Consider the following 19,397-nt stretch of genomic DNA (forward strand, 5'->3'; position numbering starts at 1 on the left):
GAATCTGCCGACTGGTTGGGAGAACGGTGATCGGTGGTCGTCCTCCCAACCGGTCAATCACCCCGGCGGGCGCTCACCTGGCCTCGTGGGCTACGCGTGCTCTCTGACGGCCGAGGCCGCCGTGGCCTGGTTGTGGGTGACGGGGCGGCGCCGGGCCGGCAGGCCGAGCATCGGGTTGGCGACGCCCCAGACGGCGCCCTTGCAGACCAGTTCCTTGTAGAAGGCGGCGAGCCGTCCGGTCAGGGCCGCCCGTACGGCGCGGTCGTCGGCGGTGACGAACTGGATCAGACCGTCCCTGCGGCCCAGCGAGACGCACTGGTTGAAGTAGCGGATCGGCGCGTTGGGGAGCTTCCCGCCGGTCAGGCGTGCCGCGATCGCGTCCGCGGCCTGCCAGGCGCTCGGGGTGCCCGAGGCGCACGACATCCGCAGCGGCTTGTTTCCCGGGCCCATCGCCATGGCCGCGTCGCCGACGGCGTACACGTCCGGGTGCGAGACCGAGCGCAGCGTCCCGTCGACCACGATCTGACCGGTGTCGCCGACCTCCAGGGTGGTCGCCTTCGCGATGGGGTGGATCGCGAAGCCGGTGGTCCACACGGTGACGCCGGCCGGGATGGCCGTGCCGTCGGCGGTGACGACGCGGTCGGCTTCGACGGAGGCGACGGTGACGTGCTCGTGGACGGTGACGCCCAGCCTGCCGAAGACCTTCCGCAGGTGCTCGCGGCCCTTGGGCGAGAGCCAGTCGCCGAGCCCGCCGCGGGCGGCGATGGCGACGTCGAGATCCGGGCGGGCCTCGGCGATCTCGGTCGCGGCCTCCACGCCGGTGAGGCCCCCGCCGACGACGACCACGGTCTGCCCGGCGCGGAGCCGGGCCAGGCGCTCGCGCAGCCGCAGCGCGCCGGGACGGCCGGCGATCTCGTACGCGTGCTCGGCGGTTCCCGGGACGCCCTGGGAATTCCAGCCGCTGCCAAGGGCGTAGACGAGCGTGTCGTAGGCGAGTTCGCCGTCACCGTCCGCGCCGGTGACGGCGACGATCCTGCGGTCGGCGTCGACGCCGGTGACCTTCGCGATCCGCACTTCGACACCGGTGCCGGCGAACATCTCGCCGAACGGCCGGGGCCTGAGGTCCTGACCGGTCGCCAGCTGGTGCATGCGGACGCGTTCCACGAAATCGGGCTCGGCGTTGACGAGGGTGATGGCGACGTCCTCGCGGCGGAGCCGCTTCGCGAGGCGTCCGGCGGTGATGGCTCCGGTGTATCCGGCGCCGAGGACGACGATGCGGTGCTGCATGTCCGTGCTCCTGTCGTGTGGTGATCTGCCCCTTGAACCGGGCAGCGCGCCGTTTGCTGACAGGAACGCGATGTGAAGCACCTCACACCGCGCTCAGAAGGCGGTGGCCAGCGGCTTCCCGTGGTCGGCCGCCGCCCAGCGCGCCGTGGCGCGTTCGAGCTTGTCGGGGTTGACCTGGTTGCGGAACGCGGCGATGCCCTCGGCGGTGACCTCCAGGCACATGACGCCGACGACCCGGCCGTCCACGACGGCCACGACGGCGGGGTCGCCGTTGGCGGTCGACGCGTAGAGTTCGGGCGCGCCGCCGGCCAGGGCGCGCTTGGCCTCGCCGGGCTTGAACAAACCTCTGAGGAACTTCGCGACCGCGACCGCGCCCTCGAACGCCTTGGCGCGGGCGGGCACCTTCCCGCCGCCGTCGCCGATCGAGACGGCGTCCTCGGTGAGCAGCCGTACGAGCGACTCGATCCGGCCGCTGGCGGCGGCCGCGAGAAACTCCTCGACGACCCGCCGGGCGGCGGCCTGGTCGATCTCGGCGCGGGCTTTGCCGTCCGCGACGTGCTTCCCGGCACGGTGGAAGATCTGCTGACTGGCGGCCTCGGTGATGTCGAGGGTCTCGGCGATCTCCCGGTGCGGGTAGCCGAAGGCCTCCCGCAGCACGTACACTGCCCGCTCGCTCGGGGAGAGGCGCTCCATGAGGGTGAGGACGGCGTACGAGACCGACTCGCGCTGCTCGGCGGTGTCGGCCGGGCCGAGCATCGGGTCTCCGGCGAGCAGCGGCTCGGGCAGCCACTGGCCCACATAGCTCTCGCGGCGGGCCCGCGCGGAGGTGAGCAGGTTGAGGCACAGGTTGGTGAGCACCTTCGTCAGCCAGGCCTCGGGGACCTCGACGCGGCCGACGTCGGCGGCCTGCCAGCGCAGGAACGTCTCCTGTACGGCGTCCTCGGCCTCCCCGGCGGACCCGAGGAGCCGGTAGGCGATGGCCTCCAGGCGCGGCCTGGATGCCTCGAACCGGTCGACGTCGCTCGCGGTCAAGGGCATGCCCCGATCCTAGGTCGCCGATCCGCCACCCCCGCGCCGGGCGCGTGGCCGGCGTTCAGGCCAGGAAGTCAGGGGTCGGCCGCGAGGATTTCGCGGGCGATCATCAGGGCGAATCCGAGCAGGTTGAGGCCCTGCCAGGTGGCGGGGGAAGCGGCGCGTTCGTCGCCGGCGGTCAGGCCGATGCCCCAGATCCGGTCGTTGGGGCTGGCCTCCACCAGGACCCGGCCGGTGGTCGCGAGCAGGAAGCGGCGCAGGTCCGCGTTCTGGCCGAACTTGGCGAGGCTGCCGCGGACCACGATGCCGAACCGCTGCGCGTTCCAGACCTGCTCGTCGAAGTCGCGTACGGTCCGGCCGAGGGTCTTGGCCTCGTTCGGGTGACCGGCGGCGAGGACCCTTTCGGCGGTCTGGTCGTCGCCGAACAGCCAGGCCTTGTTCCCGTCCCCGCCATCGACTTGTGCCCGGCGCTGCGGCGGCGTCGCGCCGCCGCCGCAGCGGGGGAGGGGAATCAGCAGTAGCCGAGCATGGTGGTCAGAGCGGACTTCTCGGCGCTCTGCAGGGTGAGGCCGTAGTACCACTTCACCTGGATCCACGCGCGGGCGTAGGTGCACCAGAAGGAGGTCAGGGACGGCTTCCAGGTGGCGGGGTCCTGGTCGCCCTTGGCCTGGTTGACGTTGTCGGTGACGGCCCACAGCTCGGGGCCGCCGAGGTCGTTGGCGTACGCCTGGCGCTGGGCGGTGGTCCAGGCCCAGGCGCCGGACCGCCACGCCTCGGCGAGGGGGACCATGTGGTCGATGTCGACGTCGGAGGCCGCGTGCCAGGTCGCTCCGTCGTACGGGCTGTACCAGCTACCGGAGACGGAGGCGCAGCTCGAGTCGGTGACGACGCCGCTGCCGTCCCGCTTGAGCACCGTTTCGCGGGTGTTGCAGGTGCCCGAGATGGTGATCCAGTGCGGGAAGAGGTCGCGGTTGTAGGTCGACTGGTGCGACTCGGCGGCCACGGTGAGCGAGGCCAGCCGGGAGGCGGCGGTGCTCGCCGACGGGATGTTCGGCGGGGTGGCGAGGGACGGGCCGGTGGTCAGGGTGAGGAGGAGGGACAGGGCGCCGAGGGCGGCGGCGAGGGCGGCGAAGGCTCGTTTCACGAGCGTCCCCTTCTGCCTGCTGCTCCGGCCAGGAGAGGGGGCTGGACACGAACGGAGCAGTCAGACAGCTCGGAGATTCGCTAATGGCGATAAATCCGGAAATAGCATGTCGTAGTTAGGCGAATTGACCTTTTTTGTCGGGCTTCGCCGACGACATCCGCGAGGTAGGGTCGTACCTGCTCAAAAGGCCTTTCAGGGCCGCGGGAGGCGAGGGTACGCCCCGTCATCGAACAAATGAAGATTGTGTAAACGGCGAGCGGATCCGTCTTCCCGGCGGTTCCGGCCGCATCTGTTCGGAACTGTGTCCCGCAACGGTTCGGCATGGCGACGTTCGTCCTCGTGCCCGGCGGTTGGCACGGCTCCTGGTCGTTCGAGGAGGTGGTCCCACTGCTGGAGCGTGCCGGTCATGCCGTACACGCCCTGACCCTGACCGGTCTGCGGCCGGACGACGACGCCGCGACGGTCGCGACCGCCAATCTCGACACGCACGCCGGCGACGTGATGCGCCTCCTCGATCGCGCGCACGTCACCGGCGCGACGCTGGTCGGCCACAGCTACGGCGGGATGGTGATCGCCGCCGCCGATCGCGCCGACGGCCGCGTCTCACGACTGGTGCATCTCGACGCCTACGTGCCTCGCGACGGCGAGTCGTGCTGGTCGTCGACGACCGAGCGATACCGGGAGGCGTTCGCGGCCGACGCCGCGACCACCGGCTACGCCGTCCGGCCGCCGGACGGCGTGGATCCCCGCTGCCGTCCCCATCCCCTCGCCTCGTTTCTGCAGACGATCCGGCTCACAGGCACGCTCGCCCGGGTCCCCCGCCGGGAGTTCGTGTACTGCTCGGGATGGGCGGACCGGACACCGTTCGCCGCGCTCCGCGCCCGGCTGCGAGCCGATCCCGGGTGGCAGGTCCACGACCTCCCGACCGGCCACGACGCGATGCACGAGGCTCCGGAGGCGTTCGCCGCCCTGCTGCTCGGCGAACGAAGCGCGCATGCGGCGACGCCGGGACGGCAGGCGTGCCCCTGAAGGGCCGCACATTGGCGTCCGTGCCGCCGCCAGGAGGTCACGTCCGCCTGCCCGCCTCCCGTGATCTCGGGGAGGATCCGTAGGTCAGGTGTGGCTGATCATCACGTGCTTGACGCGGGTGTAGGCGTCGAGGCCGTACCGGGACAGGTCCTTGCCGGTGCCCGAGTGCTTGAAGCCGCCGTGCGGCATCTCCGGGACGAACACCTGGTGGCAGTTGACCCAGACCGCGCCGAAGTCCAGCGCGGCGGACAGCCGCATGGCCCGCCCGGTGTCCCTGGTCCACACGCTGGAGGCGAGCCCGTAGTCGACGCCGTTGGCCAGGGCGACGGCCTCGTCCTCGTCGGCGAACGGCTGCACGGTCACCACCGGGCCGAAGACCTCCTGCTGCACGATCTCGTCGTCCTGGCGCACCCCGGCGACGACGGTCGGCGGGAAGAAGAAACCGGGACGGCCGAGCCTGCCGCCGCCGGTGACCACGCGGGCGTGCGCGGGCAGCCGGTCGAGGAAGCCCGCGACCCGCTCGGCCTGGACCGCGTTGTTGGCCGGGCCGAGGAACACGCCCTCCTCGTCGGGGTGCCCGACCACGAGCGCCCGCGCGGCCTCGGCGAGCGCCTCGACGAACCCGTCGTACGCGCGCCGCTCCACGAGCACGCGCGTGACGGCGGTGCAGTCCTGCCCGGTGTTGAAGAACGCCGCCGAGGCGATCCCGGCGGCCGTCGCGGCCGGGTCGGCGTCGGCGAAGACCAGAGCGGGGGCCTTGCCGCCGAGCTCCAGGTGGACGTCCTTGAGGTCGCCCGCCGCGGCCGCCATCACCTCGGCTCCGGCCCGCGTCGAGCCCGTGATCGCCACCATCTCCACTCCGGGATGGGCGACCAGCGCTCGGCCGGTGTCCCGGTCGCCGCACACGACGTTGACCACGCCCGGCGGGAACACCCGCGCGCACATCTCGCCCAGCAGCACGGTCGAGCCGGGCGTCGTGTCGGACGGCTTCAGCACCACGGTGTCGCCCGCCGCCAGCGCCGGGCCGATCTTCCAGGCGGCCATCATCAGCGGGTAGTTCCACGGCGTCACCTGGGCGACCACGCCGATCGGCTCACGGCGCACGAACGAGGTGTGCCCCTCGGCGTACTCGGCGGCGCCGAGGCCCTCCAGCAGCCGCGCGGCTCCGGCGAAGTAGCGGACGGCGTCGACGGCCCCCTCCACGTCCACGCTCAGCGCGGTGGCGCGCGGCTTGCCGGTCGCCCGCACCTCCGCCTCGGCCAGCGCCTCTCTTCCCTCCACCATCAGATCGGCCAGCTCCAGGAGCAGTCGCTGACGCTCGGCCGGGGTGGTGCGCCGCCAGGCGCGGGCGGCCTCGGTGGCGGCGGCGACCGCCCGGGCCACATCCTCGGCGCCCGAGAGGGCCGCCCGGGCGTACACCTTCTCGGTGGACGGGTCGACCAGGTCCGTCCAGTCGCCGGACGCCGGCTCGCGGCTCTCTCCGGCGATCACATTCCGTACCGTGTCCATCAGCCGGTCTCCCTCGATGTCCAGAAGGGCCCTACCCACGGCCGGCGTCTCCCAAGACGGCCGTTTCCCCGGCTCCTGCCGTGGTGCGGGTCAGGACACCGTGAGGAAAGCCGAAAGGAGTATTTTCCCCGGTCCCCATGGTTGCTTTGGTGCTTGATGAGCGCCGACAAGGAGGAGGCCTTTATCCAGGCCTCGCGCAGCTTTCAGCGGTTCCCTGACAAAGTTGCTTCTGTTGAGACTATCTTTCGCTGAAACTGGAGGTTAGTCTCTGCATTTAAGACCCGGACACCTGCGACATATAGCCCCATCCCCCCAGTCGCGCGGAAGCGACCGGATCAAGGAGGATCATTGAGAGTGCGACAGTACAGGTCACGTCACAGGCTGAGTCGCAAGGGCAGAGGTGTCGCGGGCCTGGCACTGGGTGCGCTTCTCTCGGTCTCGTTCGCGACGACGCCCTCGCACGCTGCCGAGGAGAAGCTCAACGAGGGTCTGGTGCACCACTTCGCCCTCGACGAGACCAGTGGGACGACGCTGGTCAACTCGGGTAGCGCGGGCTCGGCGGCGAACGCCACGCTCGTGCATCCGGAGAAGGCGACCTTGACTGGCGACGGAGTCAGGTTCAACCCCGGCTCCTACGCGAGCGCCCTCGATGGTGCGTACGTGGCGCTGCCGAAGAACATCACCGCCGGCATGTCGAACCTCACCATCGACTATGACGTGTGGATCGACCCGGCGAACGTCGGCGAGCACCAGATGTGGGGCTTCGGCGCGAAATCCGGCTCGTGCGACGTTGACACCGGCGCCCAGGGCTCCATCTTCGCCTCGAACACCCAGCGGTTCCGCGTCGCGGTCGGTTCGGCGAACCTCCAGCAGAACCGGGTCCGCATGACCGAGGGAGCGTGGACGCACGTCACCTACACGCAGTCACGGAACGCGAACGGTACGAGCTGGACCGGCACGCTTTACCTCGACGGCGTGCAGCACGCGACGTCGACGAACCTGACCACGCCGCCGTCGGTGAACGCCGCGGGGACCAACTGCAACTTCCTCGCTCGCTCCCAGACGGCGGGCAACTACTCGTTCCGCGGAACGATCCGCGACTTCCGGGTCTACGACCGGGCGGTGAGCCTCGACGAGACACTCGCCCTGGCGAAAAAGACCGTCGCCAATGGCGTTCACGCCGACGCCGCCGCCATCGACCTCGGCCTGACCAGTGCGATCGTACGCGACATCGTTCTGCCCAAGGTGGGATCCGTGGCGGGCTCGGCCATCACGTGGACGAGTTCGGACCCGTCGGTCGTCGAGGTCGCCACCCCGCCGGCCCTCCCCAGCGCACGCAAGGTCGCGGTGACCGGCAGGATCACCCGGCCCGCGCAGGGGCAGCCCGACGCGACGGCCACGCTCACGGCGACCGTCCGCAAGGGCGCCCAAGAGGTCACCACCCGGGAGATCCCCATAGTGGTGAAGGCCAAGTTCGGCGACGCGCAGGCGGTCGACCGTGACGCTTTCGACCTGACCCTGTACGCCACCGGCGACGTGCGCGGAAACATCAACCTTCCCGCCGCTGGCGAGTTCGGATCCACGATCACCTGGAAGTCGACCACCGGCCTCGTCACCCCGACCGGTGAGGTGACCCGCCCGGCCTTCGGCCGTGCGGATGTCACCGCCGCCCTGACGGCGACCATCACCAAGGGTTCGGCCTCGAAGACGAAGTCGTTCCCGGTGACCATCACCGCCAAGCCCCGTTCCGAGAAGCACGAGCGGTACTTCATGGGGTACTTCAAGGGCGAGAACCTCGCCGACGGCGAGCAGATCATGTTCGCGACGTCCAACGGAAACACCGCTCTGGACTGGACCGGTCTGACCGGAGGCTGGCCGTCGCTCGTCTCCCAGCTGGGTGACCAGGGCCTTCGTGACCCGCACATCGTCCGCTCACCCGACGGCGACACGTTCTACATGATCGCCACCGACCTGAACTGGTACGACCAGGGCGGATATGCCATCAACGACACCCAGTACATCGAGGTGTTCGAGTCGCACGACCTGGTGAACTGGACTCCTCAGCGGCACGTGAAGGTCGCGCCCGACAACGCGGGTAACGCCTTCGCACCCGAGTCGCTGTGGGTCGAGGAGATCGGCGCCTACGCCGTGTTCTGGGCGCAGTCGATGTGGAACGACCCCGTGAACCGCACCGGTCAGGGGAACGCGCAGATGTGGTACACCACGACGCGCGACTTCCAGACGTTCTCCGCTCCCAAGGTCTGGCAGAACCCGGCCCCGCTGTCGCGGATCGACACGACCGCGATCCGGGTCGGTGACCACTACTACCGCGTGACCAAGAACGAGGCCGGCAACCAGGGCTCGGACATCTTCTCGGAGAAGCACACCGACTTCCTGGACAGCAACATCAACAACTGGACGTTGCTCGCTCCGGCTCTGGGGCGCACGACGTGGGACGCCAACCAGGGGTACGAGGGGCCGGTCATCTTCAAGGCCAACCCCGGTGACACCTCCTGCCCCGGCCAGTTCTACCTCTGGGGTGACCGGTACACGAACGGTGGTGGATACCAGGCCGCGTGCCACGAGAACATCGAGGCTCCGACCTGGAACGCCAAGGCGCTCACGATGACCAACGCGGGCGTCGTCCGTCCGCGTCACGGCACCGTGATCCCGCTTACCCTCCGCGAGTGGAACGACATCCGCGGGATCCCGAACAGCGACGTCACGACCACCACCAAGGTGGCTGTCGCGCCGTACGCGAGCGGCGCCCAGACGACCACGGCCACCGCCACGGTCGAGGCGGCCGACGGGTTCGAGACCGGCGGTCAGGTGCGGTTCAGCATCGGCTCGTGGTCGGAGCTCGCCCACCTGAAGGACGGCGCGGCCACGGTCACGCTGCCGACGGGTCTGCCCGCGGGCACCCGGACGGTCAAGGCCGAGTACCTCGGCTTCGACCACCTGAAGGCGTCGGAAGGTACGGCGTCGTTCACGGTGCCGGTCGCTCCGGAGCTCGCGCTGACCGTGACCGCCACCGCCCGCTGCGTGGGCACCACGGCGTACGTGGCCGTGACCGCGGTCAACGACGCCGCCGTGCCGGCGAACGTGACGCTGACCACCCCCTACGGTTCGAAGGCCGTGGCCGACGTCGCCCAAGGCAAGCAGGCCTACCAGTCCTTCAACACCAGGGCCGGGCAGATCGCCACGGGCACGGCGACCGTGACGGCGACCGCGACGATCGATGGCCGGCAGGTCACCTCGACCTACGACCCCTCCTACACCGCCATCAACTGCGCCTAACCCGACCGGCCACGGCGCATTCCCGCTACTGAACCGGGGCCGGTCGCGTACCGGTCGGCCCCGTCCCCATAGATCGATGTCGCATGAAGACCCGGTGACCGGAACAATCCACACCGATCACCGGGTCGCGACGATCCCCCATAGCGCGTCGCAGCAGAGCGGCGTCGCAGGCATCCGCAGAGCTCCCGATCATGCCGCGTTGCTGGAACTCATCGGCAACCAATGACTCCAGGCGAGCAGGCGCGATGGGCGCCCAGACCAGCGGTCCATCATGCCGCTGCATGGTCCGGGGCGGCCGTGTCACGAATCGCGATCAAGGGCTACAGGCACGATCGCGTCAGGCGTCGCGAGTAGCGGCAGATGCGCGGCCCATCATCAGTGGGTACTGCCACGGCGTCACCTGGGCGACCACGCCGATCGGCTCACGGCGCACGAACGAGGTGTGCCCCTCGGCGTACTCGGCGGCGCCGAGGCCCTCCAGCAGCCGCGCGGCTCCGGCGAAATAGCGGACGGCGTCGACGGCCCCGTCCACGTCGACGCTCAGCGCGGTGCCGCGCGGCTTGCCGGTCGCCCGCACCTCGGCCTCGGCAAGCGCCTCCCTGACCTCCGTCATCAGGTCGGACAGCTCCAGGAGCAGCCGCTGACGCTCGGCCGGGGTGGTGCGCCTCCAGGCGCGGGCGGCCTCCGCGGCGGCGGCGACCGCCTGGTCCACGTCCTCGCCGCCCGAGCGGGCCGCCCGGGCGTACACCTTCTCGGTGGACGGGTCGACCAGGTCCATCCAGTCGCCCGACGCCGGCTCGCGGCTCTCTCCGGCGATCACGTTCCGTACCGCGTCCATAGCCGGTCTCCCTCGATGTCGAGGGAGTCCCTACCCACGGCCGGTGCCTCCGAAGACGGCTTCCCCCGGGCCGGGGACCCCTCACGAACTGATCTGCACCCGGCTGTGGTCTCCCAGGACCAGCCGGTGCGCCCGGGGCGTCTGCGCGGCCGGGGTGACCTCCACGTCCCGGCCGATCAGCGAGGCCTCGATCCGCCCGACCCCCGAGATGGCGGCGTCCCGCAGCACGATCGAGTACTCGATCTCGCTGGCGACGATCTGGCACCGGTCGCCGATCGACGTGAAGGGCCCCACGTAGGAGTCCCGGATCATCGAACCGGCGCCGATGACGGCCGGGCCGACGATCCGTGAGCGGCTGACGTCGGCCCCCGCCTCGATCACCACACGCCCGATGATCTCGCTGTCCGTGACGACGCCGTCCTGCCGCGACTCCAGGGACTCCAGCACCAGCCGGTTGACCTCCAGCATGTCGGCGACGTTGCCGGTGTCCTTCCAGTAGCCGGAGATCACCGTGGAGTCCACGCGCCGGCCGGAGTCCAGCAGCAGCTGGAGGGTCTCGGTGATCTCCAGTTCGCCGCGCGCGGAGGGCTTCAGCTCCGCGATCACCTCGTGCACCACCGGGGTGAACAGATAGACCCCGACGAGCGCCAGGTCGCTCTTGGGGCGGGCGGGTTTCTCCTCCAGGCCGACCACCCGGCCTCCGGCGTCCAGTTCGGCCACGCCGAACTGCCGGGGATCGGGCACTCGCGTGAGCATGATCTGCGCGTCGGGCCGCCGTTCGGCGAAGCCCCGCACGATGCCGGTGATGCCGCCGAGCACGAAGTTGTCGCCCAGGTACATGACGAACGCGTCGTCGCCGAGGAAGTCCCGGGCGACCAGCACCGCGTGCGCGAGCCCGAGCGGCGCCTCCTGCCGCAGGTAGGTCACCTCGATCCCGAACGCGGAGCCGTCCCCGACGGCCGCCTCGATCTCCGCGTGGGTGTCGCCCACCACGACGCCGACGTCGCGGATGCCCGCCTCCGCGATCGCCTCCAGGCCGTAGAAGAGCACCGGCCGGTTGGCCACGGGCACCAGTTGCTTGGCATGGGTGTGGGTGATGGGACGCAACCGCGTCCCGGAGCCGCCGGCCAGCACGATCGCCTTCATCGGCGTGTCTTCGGCGAGGGCGGTTTCTCCCCTGCGGAGAAGCGCTCGACCACCGCCGCCACGGCGGGGTCGGCGAACCGCGCCGACTGGTGCCGGGCCTCGAAGTCCAGCTGGTCGCGCAGTGTCGCCGCGAAACCCGAGTCGAGGAGCGCACGGGTCGCGACGACGGCGGCGGGCGCGGCGGCCAGCCCCCGGGCCGTCGCGAGAGCCTGGTCCGGCAACTCGTCGTCGTCGACGCAGCGCCAGATCATGCCCCACCGCTCGGCCCGCTCGGCCGGAACGCGTTCGCCCGTCAGGGACATGCCCAGAGCACGGGCGCGCCCGACGACCCGGCCGAGGACCCAGGTCGCGCCGAGGTCGGGCACGCCGCCGAGAGGCACCACCTGCGGCAGGAGGAAGTACGCGGACCGGGCGGCGATGACCACGTCGGCGAGCAGCGCCAGGCCCACGGCGCCGCCGGCGCACGGACCGTTGACCGCGGCGACCAACGGCAGCGGCAGGGCCTGCACCACCTCGGCCAGCGGCGCCATCGTAGCGGCCAGGTGGTGCGCGACCTCCGCGGGCATGTCCTCGCTCGCCGCGAAGTCGCGCAGGTCCGCCCCGGCGGAGAACGCGCGGCCCGCGCCGGTGAGGACGATGGCGCCGACGTCGGCGCGGGAGCCGAGCGACTCGAGCTCCTTCCTGAGCCGGTTCATCAGCTCCCAGCTCAGGGCGTTGAGCCGCTCGGGGCGGTCCAGGGTCAGGACGGCGACGCGATCGGCGATCTCGGTACGCAGCATGGTCTCAGCCCCAGGCGTGGTCGGACGGATCCGGCCCGAAGTGGCGGAGACAGACGGATCCCCAGAGGAAGCCGGCCCCGATCCCGGCCATGATCATGATGTCTCCGTGGCGGACGGAGTTCTCCATCGCCTCGTGCAACACGGTGAACATGCTCGCCGCTCCGGTGTTGCCGAGCCGCCCCACCGTCGTGGGCACGCGATCCGCGGAGATGCCCAGGCTCGACACCGTCTCGTTGATGATGTTCTGGTTGGCCTGGTGCAGGAGGAAGTGCCGTACGTCTCCCAGGTCGACTCCGGCGCGCAGGGCGGCCTGCCTGATGCTGCCCGGCAGCTGACCGGTGGCCATGTCCCAGACGACCCTTCCGTTCATCTTCAGGAACTGGCCGCGCTCGTCCACCGTTTCGGGGCTGGTCGGCCTGCGGGAACCACCCGCGGGGATCTGCACCTCGTAGGAGAGTTCCGCGCCGGTGTGCCAGGACAGCAGCCCGAAGCCGCTCGCCGTCGGGCACAGCAGCGCGGCTCCGGCGGCGTCGCCGAAGAAGACCCGTGTCCCGCGGTCCAGCGGGTCGGTCAGCCGGGAGCCGGCGTCGGCTCCGATGACCAGGATGTTGCGGAAGGCGTCGTTCTGCAGCAGGTGGGCGGCCACGAGGATCGCCTGGATGCCGCCCGCGCAGGCCGACTGCGAGAGGTCGAGCGGAAGCGCGCGCCGCGCGCCGAGCGCCTCGGCGACGATCAGCGCGGTGGAGGGGAGCGGCTGGTCGGGGGTGAACGTGGCGACGATGACCACGTCCAGGTCGCCGGCGTCCACGCCGGACCGGTCGAGCGCCTGCCGCGCGGCGGCGATGCCCATGTCGGACGTGGCCATGCCGTCGGCGACGAAGCGCCGCTGCCTGATCCCGATGCGGGAGGTGATCCACTCGTCGGAGGTGTCCAGTGTCTCGGCCAGGTCGTCGTTGGTCACGACGCGCTCGGGCACGTAGAGCCCGGTCGCGCTGATGCCGACAGGGCGGGTGAGCGGTGTCGCGGTGCCGGCGATCGCCGACCCCTGATCCAGACGGAACGTTCTCTGCACGTGTTGTCTCCGATCTGTCATCCCGGCGCCCGAGGGGGACGACACCGTCAGCCCCGTATCGCGCTCGGCATGGCGAGCCCCCCGTCACCCGCTCCGGTCCCTGGAGCGGGCGCCCCCGTGGGCGGGCGTCGGCTCGGCTCGACGCCTGTTTCCCCGCGCCCATGGTTCGCGTGCTGCTGGGAAAGCTAGCACCGAATTGTTGGGCGAACCATGCTTTTTTGTGTCGCGATTTTCCGGGGTGACCGGCAGTTTTTTTCTGCCGCCGAAACCGCGTGGACCGCTCCGCCCCGGGCCGATGAGCATGGGCGGCGGCTCCTTTTCCGGGTGTGGCGCCGGCCGGTCGAACGGGGGGCCGGATCGGCGGCGGTTCCGCTGAACTGACTGGTCAGACGCTTGGCGGGCCTCGCCTTTCTCGGGTGTTCGCCCGAAGGTCCGTGACCGCCGATGAAAATGTGTCGGCCAGGTTTCGCGATTCTGCCGCCTGAACCGCATTGTCCGGGCGGGGCCGGACTGCGAATCATTCGGTTTCGAAACGGGGCGGTTGTCGGGCGGCGGCCGTGGAGCACGAGGGTGTGGGGGCGACGCGATGACCGACGAACAGAAATACCTGGATTATCTCCGGCGCGCCACGGCCGAGATGCAGGATCTGCGGGAGCGGCTGCGCGCGGCGGAGGAACGCGAGCGCGAGCCAATCGCCGTCGTGGGCATGGCCTGCCGCTACCCGGGCGGGGTGAGCTCGCCGCAGGACCTGTGGGACGTGGTGTCCGGGGGACGCGACGCGGTGTCGGAGTTCCCGCGCGACCGCGGCTGGGACGTCGCGGGACTGTACGACCCGGAGCCCGGCAGCCCCGGCAGGACCTACTCGCGCCACGGCGGTTTCCTGCACGACGCCGCGATGTTCGACGCCGGCCACTTCGGCATCAGCCCGCGCGAGGCGCCGTCGATCGATCCGCAGCATCGGCTGCTCCTCGAATGCTCCGCCGAGGCGTTCGAACGGGCCGGCCTGGACCCCGGATCGTTGCGGGGCAGCAGGACCGGCGTGTTCAGCGGGGTGATGCCGAACGAGTGGTCCGGTCAGATGGGCAGCCTCGCCTCCGGACGCGTCGCCTACGCCTTCGGCCTCGAAGGACCGGCGGTCACCGTGGACACCGCGTGCTCGTCGTCCCTGGTGGCACTGCACCTCGCCTGCCAGTCGCTGCGGAACGGCGAGTGCTCGCTCGCCCTGGCGGGCGGTGCGACGGTGATCGTGGCGCCGGACACGTTCCTGGAGTTCAGCAGGCAGCGGGGACTGTCCCCGGACGGGCGGTGCAAGTCGTTCGCCGACTCCGCGGACGGCACCGGGCTGGCCGAGGGCGCCGGCGTCCTGCTGCTGGAGCGGCTGTCGGACGCCAGGAAGCACGGCCACCCGGTGCTGGCCCTCGTCCGCGGGTCCGCCGTCAACCAGGACGGCCGGTCGAACGGCCTCACCGCGCCCAACGGGCCCGCCCAGCAGAGGGTCATCCGCCAGGCGATGAACGCCGCCGGGCTGTCGGCGGCGGACGTGGACGTGGTCGAAGGGCACGGAACGGGCACGAGGCTGGGCGATCCGATCGAGGTGCAGGCGATCCTGGCGACCTACGGCCGGAGCCGGCCCGCGGACCGGCCGCTGCTGCTGGGCTCGATCAAGTCGAACATCGGCCACACCCAGGCAGCCGCCGGCGTGGCGGGAGTGATCAAGATGGTGCTGGCGATGCGGGCCGGCATGGTGCCGCCCACGCTGCACGTGGACGAGCCGTCCCGGCAGGTGGACTGGTCCGGCGGGGCGGCGACGCTGGTGCTGGAGCCGACCCCGTGGCCGGAGACGGGCAGGCCGCGCCGGGCCGCGGTGTCGTCGTTCGGGCTCAGCGGCACCAACGGGCACGTCATCCTCGAACAGCCGCCGGACGACGACGCGCCGCCGGCCGCGGGCCCGCGGGTGCTGCCATGGATGCTCTCCGCGCGGACCGAGGAGGCGCTGCGGGGCTACGCCGACAAGCTGCGCGCGTACGCGGTCGCCGATCCCCAGGTCGAGCCGGCCGACATCGGCGTCGCCCTGACGCGGCGTCCCCTGATGGCACACCGGGCCGCCGTCCTGGCCGCCGACCGCGAGAGCCTCGTACGCGGACTGGCCGCGCTGGCCAGGGGCGAGCAGGCGGCCGACGTGGTCCACGCCCAGGCGTCGCCGGGCCGGCTCGCCGTGATGTTCTCCGGGCAGGGCTTCCAGCGGGCGCGCATGGGCCGCGAGCTGCACGGCGCCTTTCCCGTCTTCGCCGACGCCTTCGACGCGGTCTGCGCCGCGCTGGACGAGCACCTCGACCGCCCGGTGAGGTCCGTGGTCTTCGCCCGCCCGGACACCGCGGAGGCGCGGCTGCTCGACCGGACCGACTACACCCAGGCCGCGACGTTCGCCCTGGAGATCGCGCTGTACCGGCTGCTGGAGAGCTTCGGCGTCCGGCCCGGCTTCCTGATCGGGCACTCGGTCGGCGAACTGGCCGCCGCCCACGTCGCGGGCGTGCTCTCGCCGGCCGACGCCGCCCGCGTCGTCGCGTACCGCGGCAGGCTGATGCGGGAACTGCCGGGCGGCGGGGCGATGCTCGCGGTCGCGGCCCCCGAGGCGTGGGTCCTGGAGCGGCTCGCGCTTCTCGGCGCCGACGTGAGCCTGGCGGCGGTGAACGGACCCGCCGCGGTCGTGGTCTCCGGCGAGGAGGCGGCGGTCGCGAAGGTCGCCGCCGACTGCCGCGCCCAGGGTGTCCGCGCCAGACCGCTCCGCGTGTCGCACGCGTTCCATTCGGCGCTGATGGAGCCGATGCTCGCGGGGTTCGCCGACGTGCTCGCGTCGGTCGCGTTCGCTCCGCCCCGGCTGCCGGTGGTGTCGACCGTGACCGGGACGCCGCTCGGCGACGACCAGGCGACCTCGGCCGGCTATTGGCTGTCGCAGGTGCGGCGCACGGTCCGGTTCGGCGACGGCGTCCGGTGGCTGCGCACCCAGGGCGTGACCCGCTTCCTGGAGATCGGGCCGGACGGCGGGCTGACGACCGCCGCGCGTGAGGTGGCCGACGCCCACCCGGACCCGGACCCCAACCCGGACCCCAACCCGGACCGCAACCCGGGCCCCGACCCTGACGTGGCGCCGATGTTCCACGCGGTGCTGCGGCGGGGGCGGCCGGAGGCCGAGTCGTTCCTGAACGCCCTGGCCGTGGCGCACACCCACGGTGTCGCCGTGGACTGGTCCCCGGCGATCCCCGGCGTGACGCGCCGGGTCGACCTGCCGACGTCCGCCTTCCAGCGGCGGCGCTACTGGCTCGACGACACGGCGGCGCCGAGGGACCCGAGCGGGTTCGGGCTCGGGGCCGTCGACCACCCGCTGCTGAGCGCGGCGGCGGACGTTCCCGGCACCGGCGACCTGGTCCTCACCGGACGGATCTCCCTGGACACCCACCGGTGGATCGGCGACCACGCGATATGGGACGTCGCGCTGCTGCCGGGCGCGGCCCTCGTCGAACTGGCCGCCCGGGCCGGGGAGCTCGTGGGCTGCGCGCGGGTCCGGGAACTGGTCCTGCGGGCGCCGCTGGCGATGCCGGAGCGTACGGCGGTGCACCTGCGGCTGGTCGTGCAGCCGCCGGACGACCAGGGGGAGCGCGCGATCAGCCTGTACTCCCGGCCGGAGGACGACGACGCGGACGCGCCCTGGGTCTGCCACGCCTCCGGTTTCCTCGCCCCCGGGGCGGAGACCCCGCAGACCGCGGAGACCCGGGAGGCTTCGGAGGCCGCGGCGGCGCGTGAGTGGCCTCCGGCCGGCGCGGTCGCGGTGGCGCTGGACGGCGCCTACGACCGCCTGGCGTCGAGCGGTTACACCTACGGCCCCGCCTTCCGCGGGCTCCGGTCGGTCTGGCGGCGTGGTGAAGAGGTGTTCGCCGAGGTCGCGCTGCCCGACGACCAGCAGGCGGGAGCCGGGAGGTTCACGCTGCACCCGGCGCTGCTGGACGCCGCCCTGCAGGCGGCGGTCGTGGACGGCCTGGGCGCCGCCGGTGAGGAGTCGTCGGCCCGGCTGCCGTTCTCCTGGCACGACGTGACCCTGCACGCCGCCGGGGGAGTGGCGCTGCGGGTCCGGCTCACCCCGGCCGGGCCGGACGCGGTCGCGCTCGCGGCGTACGACACTTCCGGCCGTCCCGTGGCCACGGTCGGCACGCTGGTGCTGCGGCCGGCGTCGGCCGAGCAGGTGAGCGCGGGCCGGACCCGGGACGACTCGCTGTTCACCGTGGACTGGACGCCGGCCGGGCCGGCGCCGCAGGATCCGTCCGGCGTGCCGCGCGGTGGCTGGGCGTCCGTCGGAGCCGACGACGTACGCGTGACGAACGCCTTGCGGTCGTCGTGGGGCGACAGCCGCTGGCACCCGGACATCGCCTCCCTGCGGGAGGCCGTCGCCGCGGGTGAACCGGCCCCCGCGCTGGTCGTCGCGCTGTGCACACCACCTGCCCGGGAAGCACCGGTCGTCCGGCAAGCGGCCCGGGAAGCACCGGCCGCCGGGGACGTCCCGTCCGGCGTGCTCGGCACCACCGCCGGGACGCTGGCGCTCGTGCAGTCGTGGCTGGCCGACGATCGGCTCGCGTCGTCGAGGCTGATGATCGTCACACGGGGTGCGACCGCGGCCGGGGGACGGGTCCCGGACCTGGCCGGCGCGGCGGTCTGGAGCATGCTGCGGTCGGCGCAGACCGAGCACCCGAACCGGTTCCTGCTCGTGGACCTCGACGACGAGGAGGCGTCCGTCCGTTCGCTGCCCGCCGTCGCCGTCCTGGACGAGCCGCAGGTCGCGATCCGCGACGGCGAGCCGCTGGCGCCGCGGCTGACCCGCGCCGGGGCGCCGGAGCCGCCGCCCTCCCTCGCCGACCCGGAGGGTACCGTCCTGATCACCGGCGGCACCGGCGCGCTGGGCACGGCCGTGGCCCGGCACCTGGTGACCGCGCACGGCGTCCGTCACCTGCTGCTGGCCGGGCGCCGCGGCCGGCTGGAGCCGGGTGTCGAGGCGGAGCTCACGGAACTCGGCGCGGACGTGGACGTCGTCGCCTGCGACGTGTCCGACCGCGACAGCGTGGCGCGTCTGCTCCGGGAGATCCCCCCGGAGCGTCCGCTGACGGCCGTCGTCCACGCCGCCGGGACGCTCGACGACGGGACCGTCGAGACGCTGACCCGCGCGCGGCTGGAGGGCGTGCTGCGGGCCAAGGCCGACGCGGCGTGGCACCTGCACGAGCTGACCGGGGACGCGGACCTGCGCTCGTTCGTGCTGTTCTCCTCGCTGGCCGGGACGTTCGGCACGCCCGGGCAGGCCAACTACGCGGCGGCCAACGGGTTCCTGGACGCACTCGCGGAGCGACGCCGGGCCGCCGGCCTCGCCGGCCTCTCGATCGTCTGGGGCGCCTGGGAGAACGGCGGCATGGCCGGCCGGATCGCCGAGGCCGACCGCGCCCGGATGGCCCGTGCCGGGGTCGAACCCCTGCCGGCGGACGACGGGCTCGCGCTGTTCGACCGCGCGAGCGCGGCCGGTGCCGCCGCGGTCGTCGCGGCCCGGCTCGACCTCGGCAGGCTGCGGAAGGAGGCGGTCCGCTTCGACCAGGTGCCGCCACTGCTGCGCGGCCTGATCCGGCGGCCGAAGACACGGGCGGGGACGCCGGGCGCCCAGGCCGAGGCGCTGCGCGCGCGGCTGGCGGAACTGCCGGAACAGGACCGGATGCGCGAGGTGCTCGGTCTCGTGCGCGAGCACGTCGCCGCCGTGCTCGGACACGCCGCGGCGGCCTCCGTCGAGACCGGCCGGGGGTTCCTCGACATGGGCATGGACTCGCTGATGGCGGTGGAGCTCCGCAACCGGCTGGGCGCGGTGACCGGCCTGCGGCTGCCCTCCACGCTGGTCTTCGACTACCCGAGCGTCCAGGCGGTGGCGGGCTACCTGGTGGCGGCGTTGCTGCCCGAAGCCGCGCCGGACGCCGGGCGGACCGCCGAGGACGACGCGATCAGGCGGGTTCTCGCGACGCTCCCGGTGGCCCGGCTGCGGGCGTCCGGCCTGCTGGACGCGCTGCTGGGGCTGGCCGACGACCCGCTCGGGCAGGACCCGCCGCAGGCCGACGGCGAACTCGCGATCAAGGAAATGGCCGTGGCCGACCTGGTGGCCCGCGCCTACGAACGAGCCGGCTCGTAGACCCCGCACTCCTCCCGACCGTGACGTCCCGCCGCCGTGCCCATGCCGTGCCTGAA

13 protein-coding genes are annotated in these 19,397 nt (G+C 72.2%); 4 read left to right on the top strand and 9 right to left on the bottom strand.

The window, feature by feature from the left end; translation table 11 throughout:
* Positions 1-90: 90 nt before the first annotated feature.
* From OG344_RS23110 to OG344_RS23125, 4 genes are all read right to left on the bottom strand, one after another.
* The gene (locus OG344_RS23110; protein WP_405084853.1) at positions 91-1,287 is read right to left on the bottom strand and encodes an NAD(P)/FAD-dependent oxidoreductase; all 1,197 of its coding nucleotides are present in this window, start codon (positions 1,285-1,287) and stop codon (positions 91-93) included.
* A 93-nt stretch (positions 1,288-1,380) separates the two neighbouring features.
* On the bottom strand, positions 1,381-2,325 hold the full coding sequence (gene sigJ / locus OG344_RS23115) for an RNA polymerase sigma factor SigJ (RefSeq protein ID WP_405084854.1): 945 nt from the start codon (positions 2,323-2,325) through the stop codon (positions 1,381-1,383).
* Positions 2,326-2,393: 68 nt separating this feature from the next.
* Complete coding sequence (locus tag OG344_RS23120) at positions 2,394-2,900, bottom strand: NADAR family protein (RefSeq protein WP_405084855.1); 507 nt, start codon at positions 2,898-2,900, stop codon at positions 2,394-2,396.
* Positions 2,831-3,463, bottom strand: a complete 633-nt coding sequence (locus OG344_RS23125; RefSeq protein WP_405084856.1) for an HNH endonuclease family protein — start codon at positions 3,461-3,463, stop codon at positions 2,831-2,833. The genes OG344_RS23120 and OG344_RS23125 overlap by 70 nt, the downstream gene beginning before the upstream one ends.
* 321 nt (positions 3,464-3,784) lie before the next feature.
* Between OG344_RS23125 and OG344_RS23130 the strand changes: the two genes are divergently transcribed.
* Complete coding sequence (locus tag OG344_RS23130) at positions 3,785-4,492, top strand: alpha/beta fold hydrolase (RefSeq protein ID WP_405084857.1); 708 nt, start codon at positions 3,785-3,787, stop codon at positions 4,490-4,492.
* 84 nt (positions 4,493-4,576) lie between these two features.
* Here the strand turns inward: OG344_RS23130 and OG344_RS23135 are convergent, their stop codons facing one another.
* A complete protein-coding gene (locus tag OG344_RS23135) occupies positions 4,577-6,001 on the bottom strand; it encodes an aminobutyraldehyde dehydrogenase (RefSeq protein ID WP_405089154.1) in 1,425 nt (474 codons plus the stop codon).
* Between the two features lie 354 nt (positions 6,002-6,355).
* On the opposite strand from OG344_RS23135, the gene OG344_RS23140 reads away from it, so the two are divergent.
* Both OG344_RS23140 and OG344_RS23145 read left to right on the top strand, forming a co-directional pair.
* Entirely contained in the window at positions 6,356-9,298 is a 2,943-nt protein-coding gene (locus OG344_RS23140) for an immunoglobulin-like domain-containing protein (protein WP_405084858.1), read from the top strand.
* Between the two features lie 76 nt (positions 9,299-9,374).
* Positions 9,375-9,524 carry a hypothetical protein gene (locus OG344_RS23145; RefSeq protein ID WP_405084859.1) on the top strand — a complete coding sequence of 50 codons (150 nt, stop codon included), beginning with the start codon at positions 9,375-9,377 and terminating at the stop codon, positions 9,522-9,524.
* 111 nt (positions 9,525-9,635) lie between these two features.
* On the opposite strand, the gene OG344_RS23150 is transcribed toward OG344_RS23145, so the two are convergent.
* The 4 genes from OG344_RS23150 to OG344_RS23165 form a co-directional block, all read right to left on the bottom strand.
* Entirely contained in the window at positions 9,636-10,136 is a 501-nt protein-coding gene (locus OG344_RS23150) for an aldehyde dehydrogenase family protein (RefSeq protein WP_405084860.1), read from the bottom strand.
* Between the two features lie 81 nt (positions 10,137-10,217).
* Positions 10,218-11,282, bottom strand: coding sequence for a glucose-1-phosphate thymidylyltransferase (locus OG344_RS23155; protein WP_405084861.1), 1,065 nt, complete (start codon positions 11,280-11,282; stop codon positions 10,218-10,220).
* Complete coding sequence (locus OG344_RS23160; protein WP_405084862.1) at positions 11,279-12,061, bottom strand: enoyl-CoA hydratase/isomerase family protein; 783 nt, start codon at positions 12,059-12,061, stop codon at positions 11,279-11,281. The genes OG344_RS23155 and OG344_RS23160 overlap by 4 nt, the downstream gene beginning before the upstream one ends.
* A 4-nt stretch (positions 12,062-12,065) precedes the next feature.
* Positions 12,066-13,133: a 3-oxoacyl-ACP synthase III family protein gene (locus tag OG344_RS23165; RefSeq protein ID WP_405084863.1), complete on the bottom strand. Its 1,068-nt coding sequence runs from the start codon at positions 13,131-13,133 to the stop codon at positions 12,066-12,068.
* Between the two features lie 586 nt (positions 13,134-13,719).
* Here OG344_RS23165 and OG344_RS23170 point away from each other — a divergent pair.
* Complete coding sequence (locus tag OG344_RS23170; protein WP_405084864.1) at positions 13,720-19,341, top strand: type I polyketide synthase; 5,622 nt, start codon at positions 13,720-13,722, stop codon at positions 19,339-19,341.
* The last annotated feature ends 56 nt before the right edge of the window (positions 19,342-19,397 follow it).

Origin of the sequence: Microbispora sp. NBC_01389 (assembly GCF_045040095.1) — a bacterium.
Lineage (GTDB): Bacteria > Actinomycetota > Actinomycetes > Streptosporangiales > Streptosporangiaceae > Microbispora.

Bases quoted from the DNA above. Each gene is read 5' to 3' on its own strand.
- OG344_RS23135 (WP_405089154.1), bottom strand. From the start codon at position 6,001: ATGGACACGGTACGGAATGTGATCGCCGGAGAGAGCCGCGAGCCGGCG.
- OG344_RS23170 (WP_405084864.1), top strand. From the start codon at position 13,720: ATGACCGACGAACAGAAATACCTGGATTATCTCCGGCGCGCCACGGCC.
- OG344_RS23160 (WP_405084862.1), bottom strand. From the start codon at position 12,061: ATGCTGCGTACCGAGATCGCCGATCGCGTCGCCGTCCTGACCCTGGAC.
- OG344_RS23145 (WP_405084859.1), top strand. From the start codon at position 9,375: ATGTCGCATGAAGACCCGGTGACCGGAACAATCCACACCGATCACCGG.
- OG344_RS23155 (WP_405084861.1), bottom strand. From the start codon at position 11,282: ATGAAGGCGATCGTGCTGGCCGGCGGCTCCGGGACGCGGTTGCGTCCC.
- OG344_RS23150 (WP_405084860.1), bottom strand. From the start codon at position 10,136: ATGGACGCGGTACGGAACGTGATCGCCGGAGAGAGCCGCGAGCCGGCG.
- OG344_RS23110 (WP_405084853.1), bottom strand. From the start codon at position 1,287: ATGCAGCACCGCATCGTCGTCCTCGGCGCCGGATACACCGGAGCCATC.
- OG344_RS23130 (WP_405084857.1), top strand. From the start codon at position 3,785: ATGGCGACGTTCGTCCTCGTGCCCGGCGGTTGGCACGGCTCCTGGTCG.
- sigJ (WP_405084854.1), bottom strand. From the start codon at position 2,325: ATGCCCTTGACCGCGAGCGACGTCGACCGGTTCGAGGCATCCAGGCCG.